Source organism: Mycolicibacterium rhodesiae, assembly GCF_002086695.1.
Lineage (GTDB): Bacteria > Actinomycetota > Actinomycetes > Mycobacteriales > Mycobacteriaceae > Mycobacterium > Mycobacterium rhodesiae.
Genome location: NZ_MVIH01000002.1, coordinates 62,066 through 81,271, shown reverse-complemented (window position 1 = coordinate 81,271; position 19,206 = coordinate 62,066). Strand labels below are relative to the sequence as shown.

15 protein-coding genes are annotated in these 19,206 nt (G+C 68.4%); 13 read left to right on the top strand and 2 right to left on the bottom strand.

The window, feature by feature from the left end:
- Window positions 1-36: 36 nt before the first annotated feature.
- The 12 genes from eccA to BST42_RS04355 are packed head-to-tail and all read left to right on the top strand — an operon-like array spanning window position 37 to window position 15,052.
- On the top strand, window positions 37-1,866 hold the full coding sequence (gene eccA / locus BST42_RS04410; RefSeq protein ID WP_083117858.1) for a type VII secretion AAA-ATPase EccA: 1,830 nt from the start codon (window positions 37-39) through the stop codon (window positions 1,864-1,866).
- On the top strand, window positions 1,866-3,392 hold the full coding sequence (gene eccB, locus BST42_RS04405) for a type VII secretion protein EccB (RefSeq protein WP_083117363.1): 1,527 nt from the start codon (window positions 1,866-1,868) through the stop codon (window positions 3,390-3,392). Before eccA ends, eccB begins: the two co-directional genes overlap by 1 nt.
- Window positions 3,389-7,384: a type VII secretion protein EccCa gene (gene eccCa, locus BST42_RS04400; RefSeq protein WP_083117362.1), complete on the top strand. Its 3,996-nt coding sequence runs from the start codon at window positions 3,389-3,391 to the stop codon at window positions 7,382-7,384. Before eccB ends, eccCa begins: the two co-directional genes overlap by 4 nt.
- Window positions 7,381-7,692 (top strand): PE family protein, encoded by a 312-nt coding sequence (locus tag BST42_RS04395; protein WP_083117361.1) that lies wholly within the window; start codon window positions 7,381-7,383, stop codon window positions 7,690-7,692. The genes eccCa and BST42_RS04395 overlap by 4 nt, the downstream gene beginning before the upstream one ends.
- Window positions 7,692-9,230 (top strand): PPE family protein, encoded by a 1,539-nt coding sequence (locus tag BST42_RS04390; RefSeq protein ID WP_083117360.1) that lies wholly within the window; start codon window positions 7,692-7,694, stop codon window positions 9,228-9,230. Before BST42_RS04395 ends, BST42_RS04390 begins: the two co-directional genes overlap by 1 nt.
- Window positions 9,231-9,243: 13 nt before the next feature.
- A complete protein-coding gene (locus BST42_RS04385; protein WP_083117359.1) occupies window positions 9,244-9,537 on the top strand; it encodes a type VII secretion protein EsxS in 294 nt (97 codons plus the stop codon).
- Window positions 9,537-9,824, top strand: coding sequence for a WXG100 family type VII secretion target (locus tag BST42_RS04380; RefSeq protein ID WP_083117358.1), 288 nt, complete (start codon window positions 9,537-9,539; stop codon window positions 9,822-9,824). Before BST42_RS04385 ends, BST42_RS04380 begins: the two co-directional genes overlap by 1 nt.
- A gap of 3 nt (window positions 9,825-9,827) precedes the next feature.
- Window positions 9,828-10,667 (top strand): ESX secretion-associated protein EspG, encoded by an 840-nt coding sequence (locus tag BST42_RS04375; RefSeq protein ID WP_083117357.1) that lies wholly within the window; start codon window positions 9,828-9,830, stop codon window positions 10,665-10,667.
- 18 nt (window positions 10,668-10,685) lie between these two features.
- Window positions 10,686-12,077, top strand: coding sequence for a type VII secretion integral membrane protein EccD (gene eccD, locus BST42_RS04370; protein WP_083117356.1), 1,392 nt, complete (start codon window positions 10,686-10,688; stop codon window positions 12,075-12,077).
- Entirely contained in the window at window positions 12,074-13,441 is a 1,368-nt protein-coding gene (gene mycP / locus BST42_RS04365) for a type VII secretion-associated serine protease mycosin (protein WP_083117355.1), read from the top strand. The genes eccD and mycP overlap by 4 nt, the downstream gene beginning before the upstream one ends.
- Window positions 13,438-14,316 carry a type VII secretion protein EccE gene (gene eccE / locus BST42_RS04360; RefSeq protein ID WP_083117354.1) on the top strand — a complete coding sequence of 293 codons (879 nt, stop codon included), beginning with the start codon at window positions 13,438-13,440 and terminating at the stop codon, window positions 14,314-14,316. The genes mycP and eccE overlap by 4 nt, the downstream gene beginning before the upstream one ends.
- 25 nt (window positions 14,317-14,341) lie before the next feature.
- A complete protein-coding gene (locus BST42_RS04355; RefSeq protein WP_083117857.1) occupies window positions 14,342-15,052 on the top strand; it encodes a siderophore-interacting protein in 711 nt (236 codons plus the stop codon).
- Here the strand turns inward: BST42_RS04355 and BST42_RS04350 are convergent.
- Both BST42_RS04350 and BST42_RS04345 read right to left on the bottom strand, forming a co-directional pair.
- Window positions 15,018-16,043, bottom strand: a complete 1,026-nt coding sequence (locus BST42_RS04350) for a CopD family protein (protein ID WP_083117353.1) — start codon at window positions 16,041-16,043, stop codon at window positions 15,018-15,020. The genes BST42_RS04355 and BST42_RS04350 overlap by 35 nt on opposite strands.
- Window positions 16,044-16,138: 95 nt before the next feature.
- On the bottom strand, window positions 16,139-17,335 hold the full coding sequence (locus BST42_RS04345) for a DNA polymerase domain-containing protein (RefSeq protein WP_083117352.1): 1,197 nt from the start codon (window positions 17,333-17,335) through the stop codon (window positions 16,139-16,141).
- Window positions 17,336-17,401: 66 nt separating this feature from the next.
- On the opposite strand from BST42_RS04345, the gene fadD2 reads away from it, so the two are divergent.
- Window positions 17,402-19,081, top strand: coding sequence for a long-chain-fatty-acid--CoA ligase FadD2 (gene fadD2 / locus BST42_RS04340; RefSeq protein WP_083117351.1), 1,680 nt, complete (start codon window positions 17,402-17,404; stop codon window positions 19,079-19,081).
- The last annotated feature ends 125 nt before the right edge of the window (window positions 19,082-19,206 follow it).

Below are 19,206 nucleotides of genomic sequence, written 5' to 3'. Positions count from 1 at the left end.
GGGGCCGGGTTCGACCGTCACCCCGAGACGATGCGCATGAACAACGGTGTAGTGACGCACGCGCGGGCCGCGCGCGTGGACGCGGATGTGGTCAGCCGATTCGCAACCTGCTGTAAAGCGCTCGGCCTGCCGGTGTATGACCGGCGCCGCCCCGCCGACATGCCGGCCGCGCGCCGGGCGTTCACCGAACTCACCCGGGTCGCACACGATCAGTGCGACGCGTGGACCGGACTGGCGGCAGCAGGTGGGGCGGACTCGCTGGAGGTGCTGGCCGCTATCGTCCGCACCGCCGACACCGCCGGCGTGCTGCAGAGGCGCATCGAGTTGCCCGCGGGCGCGTTGGGGTTCGACTACGACACCGGGCTCTACCTGCGATTCCGCGCCACCACCACCGACGATTTCCGGCTGGCCCATGCCGCCGCGCTGGCGACCGACGGCGCGTTCCACGCCGCCGACGAGATCATCAGCGAGATCCGCACCCGCAGGCCGCAGTGGCACGACGCGCGCTGGGTCGACGTGGCGCTGCGCTCCCGTGCGCACCGCTGGTCGGATGTGGTGAAGCTGCTGACTCCGGTGGTCAACGACACCGGCCTCGATCCCTACTTCGCGCACGCCGCGAAGGTGGCGCTCGGTGTTGCACTCGCCCGGCTCGGGATGTTCGCCCCGGCGTTGTCCTATCTCGAGGAGCCCGACGGTCCGGTTGCCGTCGCCGCGGTGGATGGCGCCCTGGTCAAGGCATTGGCTCTGCGCGCGTACGGCGACGAGGACACCGCCGCCGACGTCTTGCAGGACCTGTACGCCGCCAACCCGGACAACGAGCAGATCGAGCATGCACTGTCCGACCCGACGTTCGGAGTCGTCACCACGACCGCGGCGCGCATCGAAGCCCGCACCGACCCGTGGGACATCGAAACCGAGCCCACCGCAGACGATTTCATCGACCCGGAGGCCCGCGAGCGGAAGGCTGCACTGCTGGAGGAGGCCGAACGCGAGCTCGGCGAATTCATCGGGCTCGACGAGGTGAAGAACCAGGTGTCGCGGCTGAAAAGCTCGGTGGCGATGGCGTTGCGCCGCGAGGAGCGCGGATTGACCGTCGCTCAACGGACCCATCACCTGGTGTTCGCCGGCCCGCCCGGCACCGGCAAGACGACGATCGCGCGCGTCGTCGCCAAGATCTACTGCGGTCTCGGGCTGCTCAAGAGGGAGAACGTCCGCGAGGTGCACCGCGCCGACATGATCGGACAACACATCGGTGAGACCGAAGCGAAGACCAACGCCCTCATCGACAGCGCCCTCGACGGCGTGCTCTTTCTCGATGAGGCCTACGCCTTGGTTGCGACCGGCGCCAAGAACGACTTCGGTCTGGTCGCCATCGACACCCTGCTGGCCCGGATGGAGAACGACCGCGATCGCCTCGTGGTCATCATCGCCGGTTATCGCGCCGATCTCGACCGGTTCCTGGACACCAACGAAGGTCTGCGGTCCCGGTTCACCCGCAGCATCGTCTTCCCGTCCTACTCTGCTGCCGAACTCGTCGAGATCGCCGTCGCGATGGCGGCCAACCGGGACAGCGTGTTCGAGCCCGCGGCCCTGCACCATCTGGAGGAGTTGTTCGGCCGGCTGGCCGATTCGTCGACCCCCGACTCGAACGGCGTGGCGCGGCGAAGCCTCGACATCGCCGGTAACGGGCGCTTCGTCCGCAATGTGGTCGAACGGTCCGAGGAGGAACGAGAATTCAGGTTGGACCACACAGACCTGGCCGGTGCTGATTTCACCGACGAGCAGCTGATGACGATCACCGCGTCCGATGTGCGCGCGTCCGTCGTGCCGCTGCTGGGTGGCCTCGGCCTGACGGTGCCCGCGTAATGAGCGACGACCGACGGTCCTTCTCGTCGCGCACACCGGCCAACGACAATGCCGAGCAGGTCACGTACCGGCGCGGATTCATCACTCGCCACCAGGTGACGGGCTGGCGATTCGTCATGCGCCGCATCGCATCCGGACTTGCGCTGCACGACACGCGGATGCTGGTCGATCCATTGCGCAGTCAGTCGCGCGCCGTGTTGATGGGCGTACTGCTGGTCGTGACCGCGGTGCTCGGCTGTTTCGTGTTCTCGGTGTTGCGCCCCGGCGGTGTGCCGGGCAGCGACCCGGTGCTGGCCGACCGCTCCACCGCCGCGCTCTACGTGCGCGTGGGTGATCGGCTGCATCCGGTGCTCAACCTGACGTCCGCGCGGCTCGCTGTGGGACGGGCGGTGGACCCCACCACTGTCAGCAGTGAGCAGCTGGACAAGTTCGCCCGAGGCAGCCTGATCGGTATCCCCGGAGCCCCGGAACGCATGGTGCAGAACACTTCTCGCGACGGAGATTGGGCGGTGTGTGACGGCAGCGCCGGATCGGACCAGGCCGGGGTCACCGTGATCGCCGGGCAGCTGGAACGCGGCGGCGCCCGAGCCGCCTTGCTGGGTGAGAGCCGTGGCGTGCTGGTCGGCGGCGCCGACGGGACCTGGCTGCTCTGGGACGGCCGGCGCAGCGCCATCGACCTCGCCGACCGCGCCGTCACCGACGCGCTCGGACTGCCCGCCGCAACGCCTACCGCGCGGCCCATTGCGGCAGGTCTGTTCAACGCGATCCCAGAGGCCCCGGCACTGCGGATCCCGCAGATCCCCGAGGCGGGTTCGCCCGCCGGTTATCCGATTCCCGCCGGCGCCCCGATCGGCGCGGTGGTGATCGCCTATCGCAACGACGGCACCCCGGTGAACTATGCGGTGCTGCCCGACGGACTTCAACCGATCAGCCCGGTCTTGGCGGCGGCGTTGCGCAACGCCAATTCCTACGGGCTGGCGCAGCCACCGCAACTCGGCGCCGACGACATCGCCCGGCTGCCGGTTTCGGCGATGCTCGATGTGTCGGCATTCCCGTCGGAGCCGATCAAGCTGGTCGACGCCGCGACCGCACCGGTGACCTGCGCGCAGTGGACCAAGATCGATGGCGCTGCAACGAGTTCGACGACGTTGTTGTCCGGCTCGGTACTGCCGGTCGCCGGAGGAATGCAATCGGTCGACCTCGTCGGCGGAGGAAATCCCGGCACAGCGACCCGAGTCGCGCTGCCGCCCGGGCGCGGTTACTTCGTCCAAACCGTCGGCCAGCAGCCGGCGTCGCCCCCGGCGGGATCACTGTTCTGGGTGTCCGACACCGGCGTCCGGTACGGAATCGGCGGCGACCCCAAGTCAAGTGAGAAGACCGTCGCTGCACTGGGTCTGTCTGAACCGCCGTTGCCGATCCCGTGGTCGGTGCTAACCCTGTTCGCCCCAGGTCCGGCCTTGTCCCAAACCGACGCTCTCGTCGTGTACGACGCCGTCCGGCCCGTAGTCCAGCAGGAGAACCGATGAGCCGCCTGATCTTCGAGGCCGGCCGGCGGTTGCCGGTCCCCCCGACCAACACGGGGGCGATCGTCATCGAGCCACCCCCCGAGCTGCCACGGGCGGTCCCCGCGTCGATGCTTCGTCGCGCACTGCCGTTTCTGATCGTGATTCTGATCGTCGGCATGATCGTCGCGATGGTGGCCACCGGGATGAAACTCATCTCACCGCAGACACTGTTCTTCCCGTTCGTCTTGCTGCTCGCCGCAACCGCGCTGTACCGCGGCAGCGACAACAAGATGCGCACCGAGGAGGTCGACGCCGAACGCGCCGACTACCTGCGCTACCTGTCGGTCATCCGGGACAACGTGCGCGCCGAGGCTGCCGCGCAACGCGACGCGCTGGTGTGGTCGCACCCCGACCCGTCGGCGCTGACCGCCATCCCCGGCTCGCGCCGGCAGTGGGAGCGCGACCCGCACGACGCCGACTTCCTGGTGCTGCGTGTCGGGCTGCACGACGTACCGCTGGCCACCACGCTGCGGGTCAAGGACACCGCTGACGAGGTCGACCTGGAGCCGGTGTCACACAGCGCGTTACGTGCTCTGCTCGACACGCAGCGCACCGTCCGCGACGCCCCACGGGGTATCGACGTGACGACGGTGTCGCGGATCACCGTCCACGGCGACGCCGACGAGGTCAGAGCGGTGCTGCGCGCCTGGCTGGCTCAGGCCGTCACCTGGCATGACGCCGCGTCCCTGGGTATCGCGCTGGCCAGCCCCGAGCTGGAAGCACCTGACTGGAACTGGCTGAAGTGGCTGCCGCACACCGATATTCCCGGACAGCTCGACGGCTGTGGGCCGGCTCGATACCTGGCGGCGAACACCGACGACCTGATCGCGGCGATCGGGCCCGCACTTGCCGACCGCCCGCTGTTCGGTGTCGACGCCGACGATCCGCTTCGTCATCTGCTGGTGGTAGTCGACGATCCGGGCCACACGCCGGAGGATTCGGTGCTCGCCACCGGTTTGGCCGGAGTCACGGTGATCTACACCGCCGCAGTCCAATCCGGCCCGCGACCGGGACGGTACGCCGATCCGGACCGGCCGATCCTGCGGGTTGCCGGCGGGAAGATCGAGCGTTGGGAGAGCGACGGCTGGCAGACCTACGTCGCCCACGCCGACCAGCTGGCAGACGCCGACGCCGTGCATCTGGCCCGCGGCCTGGCGCGATGGGACTCGAACCCCACTCATGCCGGACTTCGCTCACCGGCCACCAGGGGAGCGAGCTTCACCACACTGATGGGCATCCCGGATGCGTCGGCGCTCGACATCGCAGACGTATGGGCACCCCGCCTTCGCGACGAGGAGCTGCGGGTGCCCATCGGTGTCACCGCGACCGGTGTGCCGCTGTACTTCGATCTCAAAGACGAGGCAGAAGGCGGTATGGGCCCGCACGGTCTGATGATCGGGATGACGGGTTCCGGTAAGTCTCAGATGTTGATGTCGATCCTGTTGTCGCTGTTGACGACTCATTCCGCCGACCGACTCATTGTGATCTACGTCGACTTCAAGGGTGAGGCCGGCGCCGACATCTTCCGCAACTTCCCGCAGGTGGTTGCCGTCATCTCCAATATGGCGGAGAAGAAGTCGCTGGCCGACCGGTTCGCCGACACACTGCGCGGTGAGGTCGCCCGTCGGGAGGGTCTGCTGCGTGACGCCGGCCGTCGCGTGCAGGGCAGCGCGTTCGGCTCGGTGGCCGAGTACGAGGCCGCGCGGCCGGCAGCGGAGGCAGCGGGCATCGAACTGCCGCCCCTGCCAACGCTGTTCGTCGTCGCTGACGAGTTCACCCTGATGCTGGCCGAGCATCCGGAGTACGCCGAGCTGTTCGACTACGTCGCCCGCAAGGGGCGTTCATTCCGCATCCATATCCTGTTCGCCTCGCAGACCCTCGACATCGGTCGCATCCGCGACATCGACAAGAACACCTCGTACCGGATCGGTCTCAAAGTGGCCAGCCCCGCCGTCTCGCGGCAAGTCATCGGTGTCGAGGATGCCTATCACATCGAATCAGGCAGGGAACACAAGGGAGTCGGCTTCCTGGTGCCCTCACCGGGAGCCGCACCGATAAAGTTCCGTAGCACCTACGTCGACGGCATCTACGACCCGCCGCGCCCGGTGACGTCGTACGCGGTGCCCTCCGCACCGGATCCGGTGCCGTTCACGGCCGGGCCGGCCGCGCTCGCCGAGGACATCGTGGTGCTGTCCGACCACGAGATCGCACCGGCCGCGGTGCCTCGCAAGCTGATCACGACCATCGGTGAGCAACTGGCACAGTACGGTCCGAAAGCCCCGGCACTGTGGCTGCCCCCGCTGGACGAGAACATCACGCTCGACGAGGTACTCGCGGGCGCAGCCGTGCCGGAGCGGCAGTGGCGCTGGCCGCTGGGAGAGATCGATCTGCCGTTCGAGATGCGCCGCGAGTCGCTGGTTTTCGACGCCACCTCATCGGCGGGCAATGTGGTGATCCACGGTGGCGCCAAGTCCGGCAAGTCGACGGCGCTGCAGACCTTTGTGTTGTCGGCGGCGCAGCTGCACTCGCCGCGCGACGTCACGTTCTACGTCCTGGACTACGGCGGCGGACGACTGCGGGGCCTGGAAGACCTGGCACATGTGGGCAGCGTGGCCTCGCCGTTGGAACCGGAGCGGATTCGGCGCACGTTCGGGGAGCTGGAGCAACTGCTGAGGTCGCGGCAACGCAATGCCGGACAGCAGGGTGGCTACACCGACTCCTACGGGGAAGTGTTCCTGCTGATCGACAACCTCTACGCCTTCGGTCGCGACAACACCGATCAGTTCAACACCCGAAACCCGCTGCTGGCCGACGTCACCGAACTGGCGAATACCGGCTTGGCGCACGGTATTCACGTCGTCATCACCACACCGAACTGGCTCGAGGTGCCGCTCGCGATGCGCGACGGGCTCGGGTTGCGTCTGGAACTGCGCCTGCCGGACCCCCGTGACAGCAACGTGCGGGTCACCGACAGCCTGCGCAGGCCCGCCGAATCGGTGCCGCACGACCAGCCTGGCCGTGGATTGACGATGGCGGGGGAGCACTTCTTGTTCGCCGAGCCCGATCTGACCCGGATACCGGCGATCAACGCCGCGTACCCGGGACTGCACGCTCCGGTGGTGCGGCTGCTGCCTGCCGACCTGACGCCCCAGGTTGTGGCCCCCCTGCATCGGGGTGGCGAGCGAGTGGTGTTGGGACAACGTGAATTCGATCTGGATGCGGTGGTCCACGATTTCGCCGAGCAGCCGCTGCTGATGGTGCTCGGTGACAGCAAGTCGGGTAAGACCACCTTGCTCCGGCACCTCATCCGCACCGTCCGCGACAATTCCCGCGCCGAGGACGTCGCCTTCACCGTGTTCGACCGTCGCCTGCACCTCGTCGACGAACCGCTCTTCGCGGACAACGAGTACAGCGCGAACATCGACCGGGTGACTCCGGCTGTGATGGGTCTGTCGGCATTGATCGAACAGCGCAGGCCGCCGGCGGGTCTCACCGCCGGCGAACTGTCGGCATGGGACTACCGCACCCGTACAGCCTCGGCGCACACCCACTTCCTGATCATCGACGACGTCGACCAGATCCCGGACGGCCCGGCGATGAGCGGGCCGTACGCCGGGCACCGACCATGGACACCGCTGATCGGACTGCTCTCCGCCGCAGGTGATCTCGGCCTGCGGGTGATCGTCACCGGCCGGGCAAGCGGTTCCGCGCATGCCCTGATGACCAATCCGCTGCTGCGCCGCATGAGCGATCTGCAGGCGGCAGTGCTGATGTTGTCGGGCAATCCCGCCGACGGCGCCAAGATCCGCGGGCATCGTTTCACCAGGCTCCCCGCCGGACGGGCGATGCTGCTCGGTGACAGCGATGGTGTCGAGCATGTCCAACTGGTCAACCCTTTTGCTCTCGCGCACAGCGCATCTCATGCGCGCTACCCGGAGGAGAACCCGTCATGACCCTGCGTGTTGTCCCAGAGGGGCTGGCTGCGGCCGGCGCCCAGGTGACGGCCCTGGCGGCGCGACTGGCTGCCGCGAACGTGGCTGCCGCGCCGTTGATCACGGCAGTGCTTCCACCCGGCTCCGATCCCGTCTCGCTGCAGACCGCAGCAGGCTTCAGCGCCCAGGGACTCGAGCACACCGCGACTGCCACCCAGGGTGCGACCGAACTCGGCCGATCCGCCGCGGCGGTGGGCGAGTCCGGAGCCGGGTACGCAGCCACGGATGCCGCCGCGGCGGGCTCCTACGTGATCGCACGGGGAGGCTGATGACCGCCCCAATCTGGTTCGCGTCGCCGCCGGAGGTGCATTCGGCGCTGTTGAGTGCCGGCCCCGGGGCCGGTCAGATGCTCGCCGCGGCCGCAGCGTGGGAGACGCTGAGCGTCGAATACGCCGGCGCCGCAGCCGAACTCACCCAGATTCTCGCTGCTGTTCAGGCCGGCTCATGGCAGGGTCCGAGTGCAGAACAGTACGTCGTGAGCCACGCGCCCTACCTGGCGTGGCTCGAACAGGCCAGCGCCCACAGCGCCGGGGCAGCCGCCCAGCAGCAGACCGCCGCCGCCGCCTACACCGCGGCGCTGGCCGCCATGCCGACGCTGCCCGAACTGGCCGCCAACCACACCGTCCACGGGGTGCTGATGGCCACGAACTTCTTCGGCATCAACACAATCCCCATCGCCCTGAACGAGGCCGACTACGTGCGGATGTGGATCCAGGCGGCCACCACGATGAGTGTCTACCAAACCGTCGCAGGCACCGCCCTGGCCGCGGCTCCCCGCGGCGTGCCCGCTCCGACGATTGTGCTGCCCGGCGCAGACGCCGCATCGTCAACGACGGCGTTCGCGTCCGCAGCGCAGCCCCAGGCCGGCGAATCGGGCTCGGCGCTGACCAATTCCAACAGCATCCTGGATCTGCTGGAGGCTTACATCAAGTCACTCCCGGACGGTGATCTGATCTGGGACTTTCTCACCCATCCGGTGCAGAGCCTCCAGCAGATCATCGTCGACTTCCTGACCAACCCGGTCCAGGCCTGGCAGACCTGGGGACCGCTGCTGTCCGCGTTGCTGTATCAGGCGATCTTCCAGCCGGTCGGGTGGACCACCTGGGGACTGGTTCTGAGCTCACCGCTGTGGGCCCCGATGCTCCTCGTCGCAGGCCTGCCCCTGCTGGGATTGCTGACGCTGGTGCCGAATCCGGCCGCCCCAGACGTCGCACCTGAGCAGGCCCCGGCGCCGATCCAAGCGCGGCAACCCAACGTCTGGCCGGTGTCGTCGGCGGCGCCGACCGTGCCCGCCACCGCGCCCGCGGCACCGACCGCCGCCGGTGCGCAGGCCCCCGCCTCGGCACCGACGGCACCGGCACCGGCAGCGCAGGCGGTGTTCTACGCGGTCGGCGGTGCCGACCCCGACGAGGGCCCGGGCCCGTCACTGACCGAGGGCAGCGGTGCCAAGGCCCCGGTGTCCGAGGCGGCACCCGCCGCGGCTGCGCTGTCCTCGGTGCAAGCCAAGGAACGCGCGCAGCGACGGCGTGCCCAGCGACTCAAGGACCGCGCGCACCGCGACGAGTACATGGACCTCACCAGCGACGCCGGCGTACCCGCCGAACCGGCTGCGCCGCCCACCACGTCGTCCTCCGACCGCGGTGCGGGAACGCTCGGATTCACCGGAACCGCGACCAAGGCTCGCGATGTGACCGCCGCGGGGCTGACCGAGTTCGCCGGCGACACACAGCATGAACGCCCCATCACGCCGATGCTTCCGGCCACGTGGGACAGCGATCCGTCCGACAGAGATCACCACCGAGAATGATGGGAGAAATACCGTGAGCATGCTGGATGCGCACATACCGCAACTCGTGGCCGCCGAGGCCGCCTTCGGTGCCAAGACGGCGCTGATGCGCAGCACCATCGCACAGGCCGAACAAGCCGCGATGTCTGCGCAGACGTTCCACATGGGCGAATCCTCGGCCGCCTTCCAAGCCGCGCATGCGCGGTTCGTCGAGGTGGCCGCGAAGGTCAACTCCCTGCTCGACATCGCGCAGATGAACCTCGGCGAGGCCGGCGCGACCTATGTGGCCCAAGATGCCGCAGCGGCAACGACTTACGGAGGCTTCTGATGTCCCAAATCATGTACAACTACCCGGCCATGCTGGGGCATGCCGGTGACATGGCCGGCTACGCAGGCACACTGCAGGCAGTCGGAGCCGATATCGCCACTGAACAGTCCGCACTACAGGGTGCCTGGCAAGGCGAGACCGGGATGACCTACCAGGCATGGCAGGCGCAGTGGAACCTGGCCATGGAGGAACTGGTGCGCGCGTACCGTGCGATGGCAGGCACCCACGAGACCAATACTCTGTCGATGCATGCGCGTGATCAAGCCGAAGGCGCCAAGTGGGGCTGAGACATGGCCGCACCTAACGCGGTCGAGCTGACCGCTGACGCTGCCTGGTTCGTCGCCGAAAGCATTGGCGCAGGTTCGTTTCCGTGGGTGCTGGCGATCACGCCTGCGGTGGCCGACCAGCGTGAGGCCCCGGCGATCCTGGCTCGGTTGCGAGCCGAGCTGACCCGCGCACGGGTGATGTCCGAGGACGAGACGATGGCACCCGCGGTGGCCCGGTGGACCCGCACGGTCTGCGCGCCGGACCGCTGGCTCGAGCTGCGCTACGTGCGGGGCGCCGGCACCGAGATGTTGCGCGGCCTGGTGGCCCGCCGCGCAGACCACACGGTGGTGGCGCTGCGCAGCGGGGAGCTCGTCACTCTCACCGAGCTCGACATCAGCGATCCGTTTGCGCTTGCCCAGGTCGTCGCGGCCGGGCTGGCCGGCCGCTCGCCGGCACGGTTCGCCGAGTTCACCCTTCCGACCCGCGCGGGGCACCGTGCCGACGAAAAGTTGCGCGCTGGAGCCGATCTCGATCGGGTCCTCGAACACCTGGGTATCCCCGGCTCGGCCGTTCCGGTGGTGCGGTCGGTGTTCACCGGACCGCGCAGTTACGTCGAGATCCGTGCCGGCTCCGCCCACGACGGTGTGCACCGCCTCAGCGAGGTCGGCGTGGGCATCGTCGACAGCGACGCCGGCCGCGTGCTGGTGAACCCGGAGCGCGCAGCCGACGGGGAGTGGCTGTCGACCTTCTCGCCGGGCACCCCGTTCGCGATCGCGCTGGCGCTCGACCGGCTCACCGACACCCTGGCCGATGGCCGCTGGTTCCCGTCCGCCACGCTGGCGCGCAACTTCACCACGAATTGATCTGGAGAGAGAACAACAATGACCGAAACCCCGGTGCTACCGATCGTCCGGGTCGCCGTTCTGGCGTACGGCCGGATCACCGATGTGGCGCTGCCCGCGGAGTTGCCGCTGCGCGAGATCCTGCCCGCGGTGAAGCGGCTGGTGCCGCCGGACTCCGACGACGAGAGCGCCAGCCCCACGCCGATGACGCTCGCCCCGATCGGCGGTCCGCCGTTCAGCGTCGACGCGAGCCTGGACACCGTCGGTGTGGTGGACGGTGATCTGCTTGCATTGCAGCCTGTTCCGGCCGGTCCGACCGTTCCCGGCGTGGTGGAGGACGTCGCCGACGCCGCCGTCATCTTCTCGGCCACCCGCACGCGGCCATGGGGGCCGCACCGTCTGCAACTGGGCGCACGACTGGCCGCCGCGGTGTTCGTGGTGGCATTGTCCGCGGTCGCGATCACCCACCGCGCCGTGACCGTCTCGACGATCGGCCTCTACGCGGTCGCCGCGCTGGCGATACTCACCGCGATCACCGGACTGGTGTTACGGGCCAGGTCCGCCCGGCTCGCGACCGAGGTGTCGGCGGCGGCTCTGCTGCCGATCGCGTCGGCGTTCTGGTTGGCCGTGCCGGGACTGTGGGGATCGCCGCATGTGATGCTGGCCGCGGCCGGGGTGGCGGCCTGGTCGTTGATCGTGTTGACCCAGACCGAGGACGGCGTCGGGTTGTTCACCGCCGCAGCAGTTGTCGGCGTCGGTGCGTTGCTGGTCGCCGGCGCCGCGGCGCTGTGGCAACTACCCGCCCGGACCGTCGGCTGTGCGCTGATCCTGGTAGCGCTGCTGCTCACTGTCTCGGCCCCCGCGCTCGCCGCGATGTGGGCCCGATTCCCGCTGCCGGTGATTCCGGCCCCCGGTGATCCGACGCCGTCGAGCCCCGCGTCCCGGCTGCTGACCGATCTGCCGCGCCGCGTCCGGGTCGCCGAAGCGCACCAGACCGGTGTGATCGCGGGCAGTGTGTTGCTGTCTTGCGCCGGGTCGCTGATGGTGGCCGGACGCACCGAAGGGCCAGGCGTCTGGGGCTGGTATCTGGTGGCGGCCGCCGCAGCCGCGGCCGTGCTCCGCGCCAGGGTGTGGGACACCGCGGCGTGCAAGGGCTGGCTGCTCGCTCAGCCGTTCCTGGTGACCGCAGGACTGCTGGCGGCCTTCGCCGCGCAGCACCGCTTCATCGCCGCGCTGTGGGCGCTCGTGGTGCTCGGAGCGCTCGCCGCAGTGTGGGTGATCGTGGCCGTCAATCCGGATACCGCGTCCGCGGAACGCTATTCGCTGCCGGTGCGGCGACTGGTGGGTTTCCTCGCCGCCGGCGTGGACGCATCGCTGATCCCGGTGATGGCCTACCTCGTGGGCGTCTTCACATGGGTCCTCGATCGATGATGCGGGCCGCCGCGGTCGCCGCGGTGGTACTGCTGGTCGCGGCACCCGCAGCCGGCGCAGTGACCCCGCCCGTCGCCGACCCCGGGGCGCAACCTCCGGCCGGGACGGCCGGACCAGCCGCCGGGATGTCCCAGCGGTCCGAATGCGTGACGACCGGGGTGCGTCCCGGCAGCGACCCAGCCGTTGTGAGCCCCAATCAGACAATGCTTGATCTGGCAGGGGCACAGCAGTATTCGCGGGGGGAGGGCCAGACCGTCGCCGTCATCGACACCGGTGTCCGGCCGGGACCACGGCTACCGAATGTGGTCGGCGGCGGCGACTACCTCGCCTCGGGCGATGGCCTGACGGATTGCGACGGCCACGGAACGCTGGTGGCCGGGATCATCGGCGGACAACCCGGACCCGACGGATTCAGCGGAGTCGCACCGGGCGCGCGGCTGCTGTCGATCCGGCAGGCTTCGCCGCGGTTCTCGCCCAGCGCCGGCGGGAGGGACCCGGCGTCGGTCCAGGCGAACGTGGAGATCGAAACGCTGGCCCGCGCGGTCGTCCACGCCGCCGACCTCGGCGCCACCGTCATCAACATCTCCACCACCACCTGCCTGACGCCCGACAAGCTCGGCGATCAACAGACTTTGGGCGCTGCGCTGCGCTACGCCGCGATCGACAGAGACGTCGTCATCGTCGCCGCCGCGGGCAATGCCGGGGCGTCCATTGACGGCGCGCCGGGTACTCAGTGCGCGTCGAATCCGCCGGGCGACTCGACCCGCGCGGGGGACCCACGGAACTGGGCGGGCGTCAGTTCGGTATCGGTCCCGTCGTGGTGGCAGCCCTACGTCCTGTCGGTGGCGGCGCTGACCGCTGAGGGACAGCCGACCGGCTTCACCATGGCCGGCCCGTGGGTGGGCATCGCCGCGCCCGGAGAGAACGTCGTATCGCTGAGCAACGATGGCGGGGGCGGGCTGGCCAACGGCATGCCTGACGGGCGCGGCGGGATGTCACCGCTGAACGGAACAAGTTTCGCCGCCGCCTATGTCGCCGGAGCCGCGGCACTGGTCCGCAGCCGCAACCCGGGCATGCGTTCCGACGAGGTGATCCGGCGCCTGACGGCGACTGCGCACAACGCGGCGCAGGACCCCTCCAACCTGGTTGGTGCCGGAGCGCTGGATCCGGTCGGCGCCCTCACCTGGACCGTAAGCCCGACCGGTGACATGGCACCGGCCACCAAACGGCTTGCGGCGCCTGCACCACCACCTCCGGTCGATCACACCCCGCGCACGGTGGCCTTCATCGGAACGGCCGCGCTCGCGGCTACCGTCATCGTGGTCGCGGTCGTCAGCCGCAGACGCAAGGAAGAACAAGAATGACTGATGTCAAGGGACCGGGCGCCGGTCGGCTCACTGTTGTCGGGTTGGCGATCGTCACGGCGGTGCTGGCGTATCCGTGGCGGTCCATAACTGACCGGTGGGCGCTGGGTATCGCGGTCGCTGTGGTCCTGGTGTCGCTGAGCTGGTGGCGCGGTCACTTCCTGACCACGCTCCTGTGGCGTCGCGTGCGAGTTCCGCTGAGCCGCAGACCGATTGAGGTCACTTCCGCCGACATCCTGGGCACGGGCACCGATGCGGTGACGACTGCTCTGCTGCGGGTGGACAGCCGACCCGGTGAGCTACCCCTTGGCCTGCTGACCGGCTACCTGGACCGTTACGGAGTGGTGTGCGACGCCGTCCGCGTCACCACCCGCGCGACTCCGGATTCGACCACGACCTGGATCGGTCTGACGTTCAGTGGTACACGCAATCTGGCTGCGCTGCAAGGCCGATCGCCGCAGATTCCGCTGCGTCAGACCGCCCAGAACGCGGCTCGCCGCCTGGCCGGCCATCTGCAGGAAACCGGCTGGACCACAGCGCTCGTCGACGCCGACGACGTGCCTGCCATCGCCGGGACGGATGCCCGCGAGCGATGGCGATCGGTCGCTGACTCGCGCGGCCACCTGACCACCTACACGGTCGTCGATCCGGAGACGGCGTTGGCCGCGGTGAGTGCCGCCGCGGCGCAGGAGGTGTGGACGGTGGTGGAGATCGCGGGCCCCTCGCCGCTCACCGATCTCAAGGCCGGTGTGGCGATCCGCACCGAGGGACCGCCGGCTGACTCAGCCCCGGCGCCGGGGCTGACGCGCATCTCCGGACGGCAGGCCAGCGCTCTGGCTGCGCTGCACCCGTTGTCCGGTATGCGACTTGTCTGAGGAGAGGAGCGCCGTGGCGAACGAGATGGCGTCGCGAGGCTGGCAGGGCACCATTCTGAGATTGTTCGGCGCCGCCGATTACGAACTGACGGTGACAGGCCGGGAACAGCTCAGCGAGCACTACCTGCGACTGAACTTCGATGCGGGCGGACTGTTGACCGAACGGGATGTGCATCCGACGATGTGGATCCGGATGTGGTTCCCGGACGGCGCGAAACTGCACCAGCGGGGATACACACTGGCCAACCCCGACCCGGCCGCCGACCGCTTCGACGTCGAGTTCGCGTTGCACGACGGCATCGCCTCGCGGTGGGCGTGTGCGGCTCGGCCCGGCGACACGATCGGCGCCACAGTGCTCGGCAGCAGCTTCACGCTGCCCGATCCGGCGCCGGCCGGCTACGTGATCGTCGGCGACACAGCATCATTGCCCGCGATCAACTCGCTGCTGGAGTCCATCGGCGATGCTCCCGCGCGGGTGTTCCTCGCGGCCGGCCACGACGACGACAAAAAGTTACCGGTGGTTCGCGACGCCGGGGTCGAATGGATCGACCGCACCGAATCAGGCGCGGGACTCGTCGACGCCGTGAGCGGGGCCGCCTACGATGCGCAGGACCACTTCGGTTGGGTCGCGTGGGACAACCGGACAACCCGTGCCGTCGCGAAGGTCCTCCGCGAGCAATACCGCATCCCGCGCACCTCGATCAAGGCGCAGGCGTACTGGGCACAAGGGGCTTGACCGGTCGGCGGGTACCCGCCCACATGGCGCCCGCGACGGCCGCGATCAGCACGACCCCGACGCCGAAGGTGCCCAGGTCGAACGACACCGCCGCAGAGCTGCCCGCTTGAGCGCGCGCCGAGCCGCGCAGGAACGGGACCACGGTCAGGACGCAGATCGCCACCAGTGCTTCGGCGAAGACCACCGCGGGGAAGTGTTGGGCGGCAAGGCGAAACAGGCCACGAGTATCGCCGTCGGACTGCGCGGCACGGATGCGCGGCAATAACACCCGCACGTTGTAGGCGCCGGCGCACAGCAGCAACACCACCAGGACCAGCTTGACCGCGAGCGCGCGCCCGTAGGCGGTGGTGAGCAATTGGCCGAGCGTTCCGACGTGACTCCACGCCAGCCAGGAGCCACTGACCACCAGCGCGCCGACGGCGATCGTCGCCACCAGACTGAATCGCTCCCAGATCCGCGCCCAGTCCGCCGCCACACCCTCGTGGTCACGAATCGTATTGCGTCGACCGGCAATTCCGGTCGCAGCCAACACCACCAGGCCGCCGACCCAGGTGATCGCACCGAGAACGTGCACGGCCGTCAGCACGCTCGACACCAGTCGAGTCAGATTGGTGAATTTCATGGGGATTTCGGGGATCACCGCCGCGACCACCGCGGCCGCAGCAACGCCGAGCGGCAGCGTCCGCGACTGATTCCATCGCATCGCCACCAACCCGCAGGCGGCCAGCGTCAACACGAACAGCTGAGCAAGCGTCATCGCGCTGAGGTGCGCGGCGGCACGGACCTGCAGCACCACACCCGTCAGCACGACGATCGCAGCCGGAACACCCAGGCTGCGAACCTGCCGCGCGACGGGACCACCCTGCGACTCAGGTGCGGCCAAAGCGCTTATCGCCAGCCCGATTCCGAGCGGAATCGACAAGCTCAGGTAGTAAACCACCTGGGTGACAACGTCGATGGCGGCCGGAGTCGGTGGGGTGGGGCCAGGCACGTGTGCTGTCCTATCGTCAGAGCTGCTATCGACATACACGATAGAGTTCGCGGCTTTGTTCACCCTGTGTGCGCCCTGTGCGTGGCATCGAGTCCTTACAGGCGGCCTTGGCGACCCGAATATCCCTCCCAGGGACTGTAATCCGCGATCAGCTCCTCCTGCGCCGGCCGCTGAGCCTCGGGAACATGTTCAAGGTTGACCCGGATGCGGTACCAGATGGAGCTCGGCCCGCGCATTCCGTCCACCAGGATGTCGGTGGGCTGCAGCACCGTGGCGGCCTCGGGGTGGCGGGCCCGCCAGACATCCAACGCCGCCATCGCCTCGTCGCGGGTCTTGGTGCGGGCCACCTCGATCAGCGGTTTGTTGCCTTTCGGCGGCTTCTCGGCTGGGCCGAGCTCCTCGGCCAGCACGAGCAATCGGTCCAGCGAGCCGACAGCGTCGTCCATCGACTCCCAGGGATCGCCGCGTTCGGCGAAGCGAGCGGGGACAGTCAGGATCGTGAAGTCCTCGGCCCGGCAGCCGGGCACCTCGTCCCACGTCAACGGCATCGATACCCGCGCGTCCGGGGTGGCCCGCACCGAGTAGGCCGAGGCGACGGTGCGGTCCTTGGCGTTCTGATTGAAGTCGACGAAGACTCGTTGGCCACGATCTTCCTTCCACCACAGGCTGGTCGCCAGGTCGGGCGCGCGGCGTTGCACCTCGCGGGCGACGGTCTCCGCGGCCAGCCGTACCTGCTTGAACTGCCAGTGGGGTGCGATCCGGGCGTAGATGTGGAATCCGCGCGAGCCTGATGTCTTGGGCCAGGCCGTCAGCCCGTGGTCCTCGAGCACCTCCCGCGCGACCTGGGCCACGTCCAGGATCTGCGGCCACTCGATACCCGGCATCGGATCGAGGTCGATCCGCAGCTCGTCGGGATGGTCGAGGTCACCCGAGCGGACGGGGTGCGGATTCAGATCGACGCAGCCGAGGTTGATCGCCCACGCCAAGCCCGCGGGTTCGCGGAGCACCGCTTCCTTGGCCGACGTACCGCGGGCATACCGCAGCTCAGCCACGTCGATCCAGTCCGGGCGCTTCTCGGGTGCACGCTTCTGGAAGATCGCTTCCTCGGTGATGCCCTTGACGAATCGCTTGAGAATCATCGGCCGGTCGGCGACACCGCGCAGCGCGCCGTCGGCCACCGCGAGGTAGTAGCTGACAAGGTCACCCTTGGTGACCGGAGCACGCCCGTCGGCTTCGGGGAAGACCACTTTGTCGGGATGACTGATGGTGACCTGGCGGCCGTCCACGTCCATCAGCCCATGGTAATTAGGCAGCTCGTTCCGTCTTGGCTGCGACGTGCGTCACCTAGGGTTGGAACCATGCCCAGTCTTTTCGATCTCCCCGCGCAGGCACTGGCCAAGGCTCAGCGATTGGCCGTCCGAGGCTCCGCTGAGCTGCACTACCTGGCCAAAATGATCGAGTCGGGCGCCTTCCGCCTGGAGCCGCCCCAGAATCTCATCGGGATGGTGGCCGACATCCGACGATGGGGCGAGATCGGGATGGTTCCGGCGCTCAACGCCCGCCGCACACCGAACAAAGCGGCGATCGTCGACGACGAGGGTTCGATGACGTTCAAAGAACTCGACGACGCCGCCAACGCTGTCGCCAACGCGTTGCTGGCCAAGGGCGTCACCGGTGGCGACGGGGTAGCCATCCTGGCGCGGAACCACCGCTGGTTCGTGATCGCGAACTACGGTGCCGCCCGGGTCGGCGCCAGGACGATCATGCTGAACACGGAATTCTCCGGACCGCAGATCAGGGACGTCTCCGAGCGTGAGGGCGCCAAGCTGATCATCTACGACGACGAGTACGCGGACGCGGTCAAGCTCGCCGAGCCGCCACTGGGCAAGCTGCGGGCACTGGGGACCAACCCCGATGCCGACGGTCCGTCGGGCAGCACCGACGAAACCCTGGCCGAGGTCATCAAGCGCAGCAGCACCGAACCCGCGCCGAAGGCCACCAAGCGGTCGTCGATCATCATCCTCACCAGCGGCACCACCGGAACCCCGAAGGGGGCCACCCGCAACACCCCGCCGACGCTCGCGCCGATCGGCGGGATTCTGTCCGCCGTGCCGTTCCGTGCCGGCGAGGTCACTGCGTTGCCGTCGCCGATGTTCCATGCCCTGGGATATCTGCATGCCACCATCGCCCTGACGTTGGGTTCGACGCTGGTGCTGCATCGAAAGTTCAAGCCGGACATCGTGTTGCAGGACGTGGCGAAGCACGGAGTGACCGCGATCGTGGTGGTCCCGGTGATGCTTGCGCGGATGCTCGATGCTCTGGAGAAGATGGAAACCAAACCGGACCTGTCGCCGCTGCGGATCGTGTTCGTCTCCGGCTCTCAGCTCGGCGCGGAACTGGCCACCCGGGCGCTGAAGGACATCGGTCCGGTCATCTACAACATGTACGGCTCAACGGAAGTCGCATTCGCCACCATCGCCGGGCCCAAGGATCTGCAGATGAATCCGGCCACGGTGGGTCCTGTCGTCACCGGCGTCACCGTCAAGATCCTCGACGACAACGGCAACGAGCTACCGCAGGGCGAGGTCGGGCGGATCTTCGTCGGGAACAGCTTCCCGTTCGAGGGCTACACCGGTGGCGGTCACAAGCAGATCATCGACGGGTTGATGTCGTCCGGTGACGTCGGCTATTTCGATCACAACGGCCTGCTGTTCGTCAGTGGCCGCGACGACGAGATGATCGTCTCCGGCGGTGAGAACGTCTTCCCGGCCGAGGTCGAGGACCTCATCAGCGGCCACCCCGACATCGTCGAGGCCACCGCGCTCGGCGTCGACGATCCCGACTGGGGTGCCCGGCTTCGCGCATTCGTCGTGCTGCGTGAAGAAGCCGAACTCACCGAGGACGCGATCAAGAACTATGTGCGCGAACACCTTGCGCGCTACAAGGTTCCGCGTGAGGTGGTGTTCCTCTCCGAGCTGCCGCGCAACCCCACGGGCAAGATACTCAAGCGGGAATTGCGCGACATCGAGGTGAAGTAGCCACCCTGTCCGAGACAGAATCAGCCAAGTGTTTCATCGGTTAGACAGACCATCCATACTGTTGCATTAGCGCTGTGATCTGTGCTACACCAGAGATTCTGAGTGACGCACCGCACAGGAGGCAT

Bases quoted from the DNA above. Each gene is read 5' to 3' on its own strand.
- BST42_RS04345 (WP_083117352.1), bottom strand. From the start codon at position 17,335: ATGGACGTGGACGGCCGCCAGGTCACCATCAGTCATCCCGACAAAGTG.
- mycP (WP_083117355.1), top strand. From the start codon at position 12,074: ATGATGCGGGCCGCCGCGGTCGCCGCGGTGGTACTGCTGGTCGCGGCA.
- fadD2 (WP_083117351.1), top strand. From the start codon at position 17,402: ATGCCCAGTCTTTTCGATCTCCCCGCGCAGGCACTGGCCAAGGCTCAG.
- eccD (WP_083117356.1), top strand. From the start codon at position 10,686: ATGACCGAAACCCCGGTGCTACCGATCGTCCGGGTCGCCGTTCTGGCG.
- BST42_RS04395 (WP_083117361.1), top strand. From the start codon at position 7,381: ATGACCCTGCGTGTTGTCCCAGAGGGGCTGGCTGCGGCCGGCGCCCAG.
- BST42_RS04355 (WP_083117857.1), top strand. From the start codon at position 14,342: ATGGCGTCGCGAGGCTGGCAGGGCACCATTCTGAGATTGTTCGGCGCC.
- BST42_RS04375 (WP_083117357.1), top strand. From the start codon at position 9,828: ATGGCCGCACCTAACGCGGTCGAGCTGACCGCTGACGCTGCCTGGTTC.
- eccA (WP_083117858.1), top strand. From the start codon at position 37: ATGAACAACGGTGTAGTGACGCACGCGCGGGCCGCGCGCGTGGACGCG.
- BST42_RS04390 (WP_083117360.1), top strand. From the start codon at position 7,692: ATGACCGCCCCAATCTGGTTCGCGTCGCCGCCGGAGGTGCATTCGGCG.
- eccB (WP_083117363.1), top strand. From the start codon at position 1,866: ATGAGCGACGACCGACGGTCCTTCTCGTCGCGCACACCGGCCAACGAC.
- eccE (WP_083117354.1), top strand. From the start codon at position 13,438: ATGACTGATGTCAAGGGACCGGGCGCCGGTCGGCTCACTGTTGTCGGG.
- eccCa (WP_083117362.1), top strand. From the start codon at position 3,389: ATGAGCCGCCTGATCTTCGAGGCCGGCCGGCGGTTGCCGGTCCCCCCG.
- BST42_RS04380 (WP_083117358.1), top strand. From the start codon at position 9,537: ATGTCCCAAATCATGTACAACTACCCGGCCATGCTGGGGCATGCCGGT.